The 11,170-nt window shown below is 62.1% G+C and carries 11 protein-coding genes; 7 read left to right on the top strand and 4 right to left on the bottom strand.

All coding sequences use genetic code 11. The features are described from left to right. The first annotated feature begins 75 nt into the window (after nt 1-75). From OKW26_RS09405 to OKW26_RS09375, 7 genes are all read left to right on the top strand, one after another. The gene (locus OKW26_RS09405; protein WP_429354256.1) at nt 76-351 is read left to right on the top strand and encodes a hypothetical protein; all 276 of its coding nucleotides are present in this window, start codon (nt 76-78) and stop codon (nt 349-351) included. After that, nucleotides 258-1,301 carry an ISL3 family transposase gene (locus OKW26_RS09400; protein WP_429353405.1) on the top strand — a complete coding sequence of 348 codons (1,044 nt, stop codon included), beginning with the start codon at nt 258-260 and terminating at the stop codon, nt 1,299-1,301. The genes OKW26_RS09405 and OKW26_RS09400 overlap by 94 nt, the downstream gene beginning before the upstream one ends. Nucleotides 1,302-1,421: 120 nt before the next feature. Further along, entirely contained in the window at nt 1,422-2,309 is an 888-nt protein-coding gene (locus OKW26_RS09395; protein ID WP_429354199.1) for a plasmid partitioning protein RepB C-terminal domain-containing protein, read from the top strand. A 564-nt stretch (nt 2,310-2,873) separates the two neighbouring features. Further along, nucleotides 2,874-3,191, top strand: coding sequence for a hypothetical protein (locus tag OKW26_RS09390; protein ID WP_429353404.1), 318 nt, complete (start codon nt 2,874-2,876; stop codon nt 3,189-3,191). A gap of 124 nt (nt 3,192-3,315) precedes the next feature. After that, nucleotides 3,316-4,164 (top strand): PadR family transcriptional regulator, encoded by an 849-nt coding sequence (locus tag OKW26_RS09385; protein ID WP_429353403.1) that lies wholly within the window; start codon nt 3,316-3,318, stop codon nt 4,162-4,164. Between the two features lie 64 nt (nt 4,165-4,228). Beyond that, nucleotides 4,229-5,065, top strand: coding sequence for a siderophore-interacting protein (locus tag OKW26_RS09380; RefSeq protein ID WP_429353402.1), 837 nt, complete (start codon nt 4,229-4,231; stop codon nt 5,063-5,065). Nucleotides 5,066-5,131: 66 nt separating this feature from the next. After that, entirely contained in the window at nt 5,132-6,415 is a 1,284-nt protein-coding gene (locus OKW26_RS09375) for an MFS transporter (RefSeq protein WP_429353401.1), read from the top strand. Between the two features lie 48 nt (nt 6,416-6,463). On the opposite strand, the gene OKW26_RS09370 is transcribed toward OKW26_RS09375, so the two are convergent. From OKW26_RS09370 to OKW26_RS09355, 4 genes are all read right to left on the bottom strand, one after another. Beyond that, complete coding sequence (locus OKW26_RS09370) at nt 6,464-7,558, bottom strand: AI-2E family transporter (protein WP_184066111.1); 1,095 nt, start codon at nt 7,556-7,558, stop codon at nt 6,464-6,466. Between the two features lie 248 nt (nt 7,559-7,806). Continuing rightward, nucleotides 7,807-7,989 carry a CsbD family protein gene (locus tag OKW26_RS09365; RefSeq protein WP_184066114.1) on the bottom strand — a complete coding sequence of 61 codons (183 nt, stop codon included), beginning with the start codon at nt 7,987-7,989 and terminating at the stop codon, nt 7,807-7,809. Nucleotides 7,990-8,168: 179 nt separating this feature from the next. Continuing rightward, a complete protein-coding gene (locus tag OKW26_RS09360) occupies nt 8,169-9,446 on the bottom strand; it encodes a hypothetical protein (RefSeq protein ID WP_429353400.1) in 1,278 nt (425 codons plus the stop codon). Beyond that, nucleotides 9,446-11,089, bottom strand: a complete 1,644-nt coding sequence (locus tag OKW26_RS09355) for a hypothetical protein (RefSeq protein WP_429353399.1) — start codon at nt 11,087-11,089, stop codon at nt 9,446-9,448. Before OKW26_RS09355 ends, OKW26_RS09360 begins: the two co-directional genes overlap by 1 nt. Nucleotides 11,090-11,170: the final 81 nt, after the last annotated feature.

Genomic DNA, 11,170 nt, shown 5'->3' with positions numbered 1-11,170 from the left:
GAAAACGTCGGAGAGCCAATCTGGGTAAGGGTTCGCGCGTCTTGATGGCCTCGCGAAATCGGGCATGATTTCGCGATGGCTACTTCACGCAAACTCAAGCGTCTTTCTGACGCATACCGGTTCGACGGATTCCGTCCTTGCGAAGCGCTGCGCGGTGTCTTCGGTGATCGCATGGCACGCGTAGTCACGCTGGTTCGGCGCTCAAAAAAACGGCCTGCAAGGGATGTGGTCGACGGTGCTCGATCCACGATCGCACAGTGCGTCGCGTTCGAGATCTGCCGAACGGCGACGTACGGATTTACCTGGAACTCGAAGCTCGTCGGGTCCGCTGTCGATGCGATGGCAGCGTGAAAGGCGAACGACTGAGCTTTCTGGCGGACAACCCTCACTACACGAAGCGCTTCGCGTGGTACGTCGGTCGTCGCTGTCGCGAGAGCACGATCAAGGACGTGGCCGACGAACTGCGATTGCACTGGCACACGGTCAAGGACCTCGAGATGCAGTACATGCGGGCGCAACTGGAGCGGTTCGGCACGCCTGGGCCGAAGGTCATCGGCATCGACGAGATTTCGATTGGCAGGGGACAGACGTACCGCATTGTTGTGAGCGACCTGATACGGGGCCGTGCGATCTGGTTCGGTGGCGAAGATCGAAAGGAGGCCAGCATGCATCAGTTCTATGACTGGCTGGGCGAGAAAAAGGCCCGCGGCATCCGGCTTGTCGTGATGGACATGTGGCGGCCGTTTTACAACGTCGCGCAGGAACGCGTGCCGCATGCGGCCATCCTGTACGACAAATTCCACGTCATAAAGCAGCTCAACGAAGCCCTGGATGAAGTGCGCAAGAGCGAATACGCTCGCCTGCAAGGCGAGCAGCGGCGCTACATCAAAGGCCAGAAGTACGTTCTGCTTAGTCATCGCGAAAACCTGTCGATGGAAGGCAGGAACTCGTTGAAGACGCTTCTCGCAGCGAACCGACGGCTGAATACCGCGTACCTGCTCAAGGAGTCGTTCGGGCAGTTGTGGGACTACGAGCGCGAAGGCTGGGCACGTCGCTTCTTCGAGAACTGGAAATCCAGCCTGAGGTGGCAGCGTTTGAAGCCCTATGAGAAGTTTGCCGCGATGGTCGAGCGTCATTGGGAGGGGATTGCTTCCTATTGCAAGCCAGAAAACAAGGTGCCGCTCGGCTTCGTTGAGGGACTCAATAACAAGATTCGGGTCATCCAACGACGCGCGTACGGATTGCGAGATGAGCAGTATCTGCGCCTGAAGATCCTCACTTGCATGCTGCCTCGAATCTGAAAAATGGAGATTTTTCATCACTCTTTTCCGCGAAGACCCCGTTAATCTCTTGCGCGCTGAATCGCTCGCCACGTTGCCCAAGTATCTCGCGGAACGGGTATGGCCCGCTGGGAGTTTGATATGACTGGAGTAGTGCTCGGATTTGTGCCGGAGCCGCTGTCGATTCCTCTCAGCGACATCCTGCCATCACACCGAATGGTTGTTGGAGTGACCCAGAGCCGGAAATTCAAACAGATAGTCTCCTCGATCGCCGAAGTTGGATTGATCGAGCCACTATCGGTCACCGAACGCGATCCGGCGTCACACAAATATACGCTTCTAGACGGGCATCTCCGTCTGTTAGCTTTGCGAAATCTCGGACATGAGGAAGCATCGTGCCTCGTAGCTACCGACGACGAAGCTTACACATACAACAACCGCCTGAACCGTCTGGCCACGATTCAGGAGCACTACATGATTCGTAGAGCCATTGAGCGAGGGGTGCCGCCGACCCGCCTCGCAAAAGCACTCGGAGTGGACATAAATCACATCGTGGCGAGGGTAACGCTGCTCGAAGGAATATGCCAGGAGGCAATCAGCCTGCTCAAGGACCAACAGTTTTCTCCGGCTCTCTCGAGAGTCCTTCGCAAAATGAGGCCCACCCGCCAAGTCGAATGCGTTGAATTGATGCTGGCGGCCAACTGTGTAACTTCGTCGTACGCAAACGCACTTCTGCTTGCCTCGCCCGGTGGTTGTCTCGTCGATGGAAAAAAGCCGTCGAGGGTCGCTGGGATGAGCCAGGAACAGATAGCGAAGATGGAGCGGGAAATGACGAACCTTCAGGGGCAATACAAGCTCGTCGAGCAAACGTATGGGCAAGATGTACTCAATCTGGTGCTGGCCCGTGGATACCTTGCGAAACTGCTAGAAAACACCGCGGTATGTGATTACCTCGACAATCACCATCCCGATCTGCTCAAAGAGTTCGAAGTCATTCTTGATATATCCTCGCTCGAACAACAACAGTGACGAAGCGTCAGCGGATGTGGCCCACAAAAATCGAGCTGAAAGCCAGTAACTTCAGTAAATTCTTTCAGCTGAAAGACGTGCCTTCATTGGGAAATGAACGACGAGTTTCCCCACGTCGAGCAGTCGCGGACGATCGTACAAACACCTGTGACCGGCGAACACCCGTCAACTAGCAAGCGAGTGCTACGGACTGTTGTGCATTGGAAGCAGCCATCCGGATAGCGCCAGGCCGATCGGCTGAAGTGGGTCGGGAGTGTGAGTTCGCTGATGCAGGAAGCTGCCGCCCGGCCCCTCGATACCGCCACCGTCGGCAATCCGTCCCACTGCCGACGTAGAATCCAGTCCTCTCCAACGTCGGCATTGGCCGACATTGCGCCACTCGAAACTGCCCGCGAATGTCGCCCGATTCGGGCGATGGGCTAGTCACGAGCCTGGCCCGCACCTCCTTCCCGCCTTAAGAAGGCCACCGGCATGAAAGCGCATCGAAACATTCGTGGAGCGCCGCCTCCGGCGGGACGAATGCGCACCCTCATGTAGTCAGCCATACCATCTCCGAGCGCCAGCATGCATTCCGTGGCGGAGCTGGTGTGGAATGAGGATCTGGCGCTGCCGCGGATCAATGTCGACGAGGCCGACCAGTGGACGTTGCGCGTCTTCGGCAAGAGCGGCAATCTCCGCATGAGCAAGAGTCCGAAAGTCATGAGTCGAAGACGTCTGCTTGATCCGAGGCACGGGATCACTTCAATCCATCCCTATTTAAGCGACCGAAAAATCGCCATTGCTTCCGCCCTACTTTCAGGCGTTCAAACCCTGCTAACCCCGGCAGAAAATGCTGCATTGCAATGCGCTTTTTGGACTTGCTGCAGACTTTGTTGTCTCTGAAAGCGGGGTTTTCGTATGCCGCAGACTTTGTTGTGCGCCGATAAGATCGCAAAAAGAGTTTGACAGACAATCTTAAGATATATATCTTAAGATGCATCTTACGACACTCATAGGAGAGTCCCAGATGCGTCATCCTCATCATTTTTCCGGTCCGCGCGGCGCGCGCGACCGTTTTCATGCCGGTTTCCGCCTTCCGTCGCCGCAGGCGAGCGAAGTCGCCGACCTGGGCGCCTCCGAAGCATGCGCTTCCTCCCGCGCCCGCCACCACTACCTGCTGCACGTTTTGCGTCACGCCTTTGGCCGCCATCACGAGTGGCGCTTGGGCGGCCGTGGCTCGCGCTTCGGCGGTGGTTTCGGTGGTCCGGGCGCATACGGTGGTTTCGGCGGCGGCCCCGGCGGCTTCGGCGGCGACGGCGATGGTTTCCCGCGTGGCCGCAAATTCAGCTCCGACGATCTGCAACTGCTGCTGCTATCGCTGATCGAAGCGCAGCCGAGTCACGGCTACGAGTTGATCAAGGCGCTCGAAACGCGCTCGAACGGCTTCTACAGCCCGAGTCCCGGCATGGTCTATCCAGCGCTGACCTATCTCGAAGAACTCGGCTACGTCACCGTGCAGCTCGAAGGCAACCGCAAGCGCTATGAGCTGGCGGATGCGGGCCGCGAATATCTGGCCGCGAACCGCGAGCGCGTCGAGCTGATGCTCGCGCGACTCTCGCATATCGCACGCAAGATGGATTCGGTGCGCCGCGCGTTTGCCGGCGAGGAGCCGGCCGACGTCAGCGAAGGCGGCTGGGTGCCCGAGCTGAATGAAGCGCGCCGCACGCTGAAGAACGCGCTGCTGCGCCGCGACAACGCGCCGGCCGACGAACAGCGCCGCATCGCAGCGATCCTGATGCGCGCGGCCAAAGAAATCGAAGGCGGCAACCGTGGCGACATCGCAAAGCCCGGCAACGACAGCGAGCCGACCGCCTGACAACACGCGCCCGTCCACGAGGCGACCCGCGCGTCCTCCCGAACCGAACTGGAGCATCGCCCACATGCAAGAGCAACCCACTCGCCCTGATCTCGCCGTGCATCGCGTACGGCATCCGTTGAAGTTTCGTCTGCTGCAGGTCAAGCAGGTGCGCGCGCTGACGCCGCACCTGATTCGCGTGACCGTCACCGGCGCCGATCTGGACGACTTCGTCTCAGCCTCGTTCGACGATCACATCAAGGTCTTCTTCCCCGACCCCGGCGCCGACAAACCTACGCTGCCGCAAGCCGGCCCCGACGGCCCGGTGTTCCCGGAAGGCAAGCGGCCGACCGCGCGCGATTTCACGCCGCGCCGTTTCGATCGCGACGCCCGCGAGCTCGACATCGAGTTCGCGATGCACGACGCGGGCCCCGCGGCGACGTGGGCCGCGCAGGCGCAGGCGGGCCAGTATCTGGGCGTCGGCGGCCCGCGCGGTTCGCTGGTGATTCCGACCGGCTTCGACTGGCATCTGCTGATCGGCGACGACACCGCGCTGCCCGCGATCGCGCGCCGTCTCGAAGAGTTGCCGGCCGGCACGCGCGTCGCCGCGGTGATCGAGGTCGCCGATCCGTCGGCGCGCATCGAGTTCACGACGCAGGCCGAGGTGCATCTGGTCTGGTGCTATCGCAACGAAGCCAACACGCAAAACGGCGCGCGCAGCGAAGCGCTGTTGCACGCGGTGCGCGATACCTGGCTGCCGGTGAACGGTGAAGGCTATGTGTGGGCCGCCGGCGAAGCGGCGACGATCCGCGCGGTGCGTCAGCATCTATGCGGCGAGCGCGGCGTCGACAAAACGCGGATTCGCGCGGCCAGCTACTGGAAACAGGGCGCGGTCGCGGTCCACGAAACGATCGACGACTGAGCTTCTGCTCGCGTGGCGCGCGGCATTAGCGGCGTACTTCGAACAACGACAAAAGGAAATCAACCGATGTACTCAATCACTGCACGGCACGAGCGTCGTTTGTTGTGGCTGCTCGCGCTCACGCAGTTCACGATCATCATGGACTTCATGGTGATGATGCCGCTCGGCCCGCAGATCATGAGCGCGTTCCAGATCGCGCCGGCCGCGTTCGCGACGGCCGTATCCGCGTATTCGTGGTGCTCCGGGCTGTCGGGCCTGTTCGCGGCGACCTATATCGACCGCTTCGACCGGCGCCGTCTGCTGCTCACCATTTACGCGCTGTTCGCGCTGTCGAACCTCGCGTGCGCGCTCGCGTCGACGTTCGCGCTGCTGCTCGCCGCGCGCGCGTTCGCGGGCATCACCGGCGGCGTGCTCGGCTCCGTGATCATGGCGATCGTCGGCGACGTGATCCCGCTGCAACGGCGCGGCGCCGCGACCGGCACGATCATGACCGCGTTCTCGCTCGCGGCGATCGCCGGCGTGCCGGCCGGCGTGATGCTCGGCGCGCAGTTCGGCTGGGCGGCGCCGTTCTTCCTGCTGGTCGCGTTGTCGCTGCTGGTGTGGTTCGCAGCCTCGCAACAGGTGCCGTCGCTGGCCGCGCATCTGAGCCGCCGGCAGCCGCCGCTCGCGGAAGTACTGCCCGAGCTGTGGCGCCTGCTGAGCAACCGAAGCCATCTGAACGCGTTCGCGCTGACGTTCATGATGATGATCGCGCACATGCTGGTGATCCCGTTCATTGCGCCGATGCTGGTCGCCAATCACGGCGTCGCGCCGCGACAGCTGTCGTGGCTGTACATGGCCGGCGGCGCGGCGACCTTCTTCACGTCGCGCCTCGTCGGCAGATTCGCCGACCGCTTCGGCACGCAGCGCGTGTTCCGCTGCGCGGCGCTGCTGTCGTTCGTGCCGGTGCTGTTCATCACGCATCTGCCGAACCTGCCGTTCTACGCGCTCGTGCTGTTCTTCCCGTGCTTCCTCGTGTTGATGAACGGCCGCATGGTGCCGATGCAGGCACTGCTGACCACGGTCCCCGAGCCCGCGCGACGCGGTGCGTTCCTGAGCGCGAACAGCGCGCTGCAGGCGCTCGGCACCGGCACTGGCGCGTGGCTCGGCGGCTTGATGCTGAGCACGTCGGCTGATGGCCGCATCGCCGGGTATGGAACCGTCGGCTGGGCGGCGGTGGCGGTCGCATGCGCGGCGGTGCTGTGGGTCTCGCGCGTGAAGGGCGTGCCGCGCGAAGTGGCGGCGGCCAGCGCCGCTGGCGCGACGATGCCTCGCGCCGGCATCGAAGCTCACATCGCTGGAGAAGGTTAGCGATGCCAGGCAGCGCGCGGTGTCGCTGCGCCAACTGCGAGCCGCGCGCTACGCCTCGTCGTCGGTGCTGCCCGTCAGCGCGCGCCGCGCGGCCTCGCCCTGCCCGTGCGACGCCGAGTAAAACACGCGCGCCCGGCCGATCACGATTTTCAGCGTCGCGATGACGGGCACCGCGAGAAAAATCCCAGCGACGCCGCCAAGCTGATCGCCCGCGAGCAGTCCGACGATCACCAGAAACGGACTGACCTCGACGCCTTCGCTCATCAGATACGGATTGAGCACGTAGTCCTGGAACAGCCGGTACAGCCCGATAAAAATCACGAGCCACAACAGGTGCGGATAGCCGCTGAACACGGCGACCACGAGCGTGATCGCGACCGCGGCAAGCGGCCCCGCGAACGGCACGAATTCGAGCAGCCCGGCGCTGACCGCGAGCAGAAACGCGTACGGCACGCCGAGCAGCGAGAACACGACGCCGTAGCTAAACAGCGTGGCGAGCGACAGAAACAGCAGCGCGCGCACGTACTTCGACAGCAGCACGTTCAGATCGTCGACGATCTCGTTCCACAGCACGCGATGCCGGCTGTTCAGCAACGCCAGAAACGCGTCGCGCATCCGTTCGCCGTCCTTGATCAGCAGGAAGCTCAGGATCGGAATCAGCACCAGGTAGATCAGGTTGCTCGCCGCGTGGACGACGCCGAGCCCGAGGCTGCGCGCCAACGGCACGGCGTTGTCCGAGCCGGTCTCGATCTGGCTGCGCACGAAATCGACGATCCGCTCGCGCAGCGGTTCGAGAAAATGCGGAAGCGGAAAACGGTTCGGCACATCGGTGCGCAGCAGCGCGGGCAGTTGCGTGAAGAGGCGCGTCGCCTGATCCTGCAATTCCACGCCGAACAGTGAGCCAACCACCGCGAGCAGCGCGACCACGACGATGAACACGACCGCGATCGACACGACGCGCGGCATGCGGCGCGGCCTCACGCGTTCGACCAGCACCACCATCGGGTAGATCAGATAGCTGAAAAACACCGCGAACACGACGACGAGCACCGTCGTCGACGCGATATAGATGAGGAAAAATAGCAGCGCGAGCAGAGACGCGGTCCAGACTTTCCTGGCCGCGCCGACGTCGAATCCCAGCATGAAGCGTCCTCGAATGGGCGATGCGGCGCCGGCGCGACGAGTGCGCCGGCTGACTCTGGACCGTAACAGAAATTTACACGTTCCGTGTGTCGAACGCCGCGCCGCGAGGGCGCGACGCGGCGAGCACCGGCAGCGTGCGAGGCGCTACGCACGCGGTGCGTCATTGCACGGCTTGCGTGCCTGACTTGATGCGCCCGAAACCGGGGGGCGGGATAAATGAAGCTGCGGGTACGTGAAGTTTCGGCTCGCTAACTCTTCACACGCTCTGGTACCTGTTCGGTTTCTTCGCCGATTCTCGCCTGTATCCTGCCGGCTATTTTTTCGGCCGCTCCTTCGGCCTGTTTCGCGCGATTGCCGGTGACCTTGCCAATCGCTTCCTTGACCGAGCCCTTGAGCTCCTTCGCTGTACCTTCTACACGATTCCTGTCCATGGTGCCTTCCTGCTAGGTTTGACTGTGGAGTTGCCTGCTGGTGTTGCAACGAAACAGCCAACGTACGGCGCGACGCGCCTCGTTATGGCGCGGATCGCTTCGCCAGAGGCGATCCGCGTCGGAGCAACCATAAAATTCCTAGCATCCGGCGTTCCCGATACCCAGTGCGCCGCGCATCGTCACCTCACCGTGACGGTGTCCTTCGCGGCGTCGTTGGCGGCATCCTTGCCGTGAGCCGGATCAGGATGATCATCTTTCGCGCCATGAAAGATATGCTTGAAAAGTTCCTTGTTCTTTGCGCCATTCAAGAGGTTTCGCAGCGCGGCTTCCTCATCGGCCGGCTTGAACGAAAGCACTCTCTTGCGGTAGCGCTCCCTGCGTTCATCGAGCATGTAACTCGCCGGTAGCGGCAGTTCGCGGCTGCCCACGTCGAGATCGATGCCTTCGAAGGTCAGCAGCCCCGCATCGTGATTGATGAAGCACGCGGGAGGCTTGGTCCGGTCGATCACGTAGACGCACTGCTTCTGCAGATTGCCGGCGTCGGGCAGTTTGCCGCGGAAGATCTTGTCACGCAGGAACGTGCACATTTCTTCCCAGCACTCCTCGGTGGATTTTCCCGCCGCGCAGGACCGCAAAATTTCGGTCTTCAGAATGGCCTGTGGCACGGCATAGTAAATCGGATAACCGGCCCTCAGGTAAAGTTGCAGTTGCAACACTTCGTAACAGCGGCCCAACGCATGGATCGACGGCACGAGCAAAGACCGTTCATCCGACTCGTCGCCTTCGGTGGGTCCGGTCGCCGTCTGACTGCGGATCGACGGATGTTCCGGCAGCCCGGAATTCTCCGGTTCCGGCTGTCCGCCGCCCCACAGGATCAGATCGCGAAACAGGATCATCGGCAGGAACGAATGGACGATCAGATCCGTCGACGCCCTGCGTTTGGCGCGCTCGTTCGCGTCGGCTTCCACCGGCAGCGTGGGATGCCACTTGCGCGACGAGCGCACGATATCGCCGATCGCCTTCGCCACGCAGATGCCGTTCGGTAGCCCGCCGCCCTCCTCGTCGGCCCAGGTCTGCACCAGGTCCCACGGCTCGCCAATCGGCACGCCGAGAAAGTAAAGACCGAGCGACACCGCCGTCAGCAACTCGACGTAGAACTGATTCGCCTGATATGGCGCCGCAGGAATGCCCCGCATCAACTGCGAATCGGCGAGCAGCTTCTTGCCCGATCCGACCTTGCACAGCGCGCCGGCGCAGTGCTTGAGCCGGTCGACGAGACCGCGCACGTCGCGACCGGCAAGCGGCGACTGCCCGCCGACCAGGTGGTGTCTGACCATCAGCGAGATCGGCGTCGTGAAGTTCGAGCGGTCCGTGTTTTTCGTCGGCACCACGATGGACATCACCAGGTCGCTGATGATCTCCAGGTCGGCCAGCATCGCATCGATGGAAGTAGTCATCACTCGACCTCCGCTGCTATCTCTTCGATCGACGGATCGTATTGGCCGTCGATGGTCGCCGTCTGCCTCGGCTCGGACGTGGCGATGATCGCCACGGCATCCCGGATCAATCCCTTGCAGCGCGCGGCCAACACTCGCTTGCGAATTCCCGATGGCGCGTCTCCTTCGTTCGCCCATTCCTTGAATCCGAGTCTTTCGAGTACGTGATCCTCGTTCTGTCCGAAGGTGGCCGCGCCGTCCGCGGGTATGGCCTGATGGGCATCGGTCAGGCAGGTGCAGATGTACTCCTCGACGGTCGGGCCACGCGCCGCCAGCGTTTGAATTTCACGCTTGGCCCAGCGGGCGAGCGATACCGAGATCTCATCCATGTCGTGCGTCAGGTTGCGCACCTTGACGTCCTTGCCGCGATCGTCGCCGAGAATCTGATAGACGGTCCGGTCGACCACATGCAGCCACAGCGAAGTCTGCGCAATGCGGATCTTGTGCTCGCACACGACGTCTTTCGAGTCGGCCTCGAGCGCGCGCCGTACGTGCCACAGCACGACGTAATGCCATACGAGTCCAATGAACTTGCCGAAGAAGAGTGCCTTGTCCTGCATCGAGCCGTCGTCGAACTCGGGATATTCGAGGGGCGTCACCAGCGTCATCTTCGTGCGCGCGCCTTCCTTCAAGGTCCGATAGAGCGTCGCCGCGGGGCTGCTGCGATAGCCGTCCCAGGACTCGCGCGCCCACCATTGCTTGTCGATATCGAAGAAACGATAGATCGAAAAAATGCCTTTTTCAGACTCCTGAACGTTCGCCGCGCCGCCGTGAGCCTGGTGCGCCGCGCCCGGCTGCAAGCGCTTCCTCTCCTCTGCGCGGGACCGGTCGTGGTTCGGGTCGCGATAGGCGTCGTAAATCACGCGAAGACCATAGCGGGTTCCCATCGCGTTATCGATGCTGGCCACCTTGTCGCTGAGCTCCTTGCGGATGGTCTCGAGCACCGCTTCCTGCTCGTCGACGAGCTTGCGTTGCTGCTCGAGCGCGCAATAGTGTTCGGCGGCCACGTAAATGGCGGCGAGCGCCAATGCGAGTACGACCGCATCGGTATAGCCTTCCCATATCTCTCCGCCGAACAGCAATACCGCCGGGACGTAGCAGAACACCGGAATGCACCAGCGCGACGCGAACCAGCTTCGCAGGATGCCGACTACACCCTTCGAGCGGGAGTCGACGTCGGGAGCGGCCTCGCCTTCCTCTTCCGCGATACGCTTCTTCTCCTCGAACTCGCGTTCCGCGATGGTCCGCGCCCGTTCTTCTTCTCCACGGCAAATGTGGACATAAAACACGAGGAACGTGAAGGCCGTGACCAGCAACGCAAGCAGCCAGCTCTCGCCCATGCTGGTTGCGCGATCCGCGTCGCTGACTTCCTTCATCACCGCGGCGATCTTTTTAACGCACTCGATGCCGGGAGGAAAGCAATCCGCATCCGGCACGCGATGCGAAAAGGTCACCACCCAGTAGATACCGCTGCCCACCAGAACCGCAATGCCGCCTAGCGCGGTGAGGGCGAGCTTTTTTGCATGAGGGCCCTGCTCGAGGTGGGAAGCGGGTTTGTCGCCGAAGGGTTTGGAGCGGCGATTCTCATCTGACGGCTTTTCCATACGCATTGCCTCCTGATCGATCAAGAGCACGGAAATGCGGGAAGCGGTGACGTATAAACGCACCGTAGGTCGGACGAGCGC

The sequence above is a fragment of the Paraburkholderia sp. 32 genome (genome assembly GCF_050435345.1).
GTDB classification, from domain to species: Bacteria; Pseudomonadota; Gammaproteobacteria; order Burkholderiales; family Burkholderiaceae; genus Paraburkholderia; species Paraburkholderia tuberum.
This window is presented reverse-complemented; position numbering and strand designations above follow the sequence as displayed.

Excerpts from the sequence above, each read along its gene's own strand:
- OKW26_RS09375 (WP_429353401.1), top strand. The coding sequence starts at position 5,132 with ATGTACTCAATCACTGCACGGCACGAGCGTCGTTTGTTGTGGCTGCTC.
- OKW26_RS09355 (WP_429353399.1), bottom strand. The coding sequence starts at position 11,089 with ATGGAAAAGCCGTCAGATGAGAATCGCCGCTCCAAACCCTTCGGCGAC.
- OKW26_RS09385 (WP_429353403.1), top strand. The coding sequence starts at position 3,316 with ATGCGTCATCCTCATCATTTTTCCGGTCCGCGCGGCGCGCGCGACCGT.
- OKW26_RS09390 (WP_429353404.1), top strand. The coding sequence starts at position 2,874 with ATGCATTCCGTGGCGGAGCTGGTGTGGAATGAGGATCTGGCGCTGCCG.
- OKW26_RS09380 (WP_429353402.1), top strand. The coding sequence starts at position 4,229 with ATGCAAGAGCAACCCACTCGCCCTGATCTCGCCGTGCATCGCGTACGG.
- OKW26_RS09370 (WP_184066111.1), bottom strand. The coding sequence starts at position 7,558 with ATGCTGGGATTCGACGTCGGCGCGGCCAGGAAAGTCTGGACCGCGTCT.
- OKW26_RS09405 (WP_429354256.1), top strand. The coding sequence starts at position 76 with ATGGCTACTTCACGCAAACTCAAGCGTCTTTCTGACGCATACCGGTTC.
- OKW26_RS09365 (WP_184066114.1), bottom strand. The coding sequence starts at position 7,989 with ATGGACAGGAATCGTGTAGAAGGTACAGCGAAGGAGCTCAAGGGCTCG.
- OKW26_RS09395 (WP_429354199.1), top strand. The coding sequence starts at position 1,422 with ATGACTGGAGTAGTGCTCGGATTTGTGCCGGAGCCGCTGTCGATTCCT.
- OKW26_RS09360 (WP_429353400.1), bottom strand. The coding sequence starts at position 9,446 with ATGACTACTTCCATCGATGCGATGCTGGCCGACCTGGAGATCATCAGC.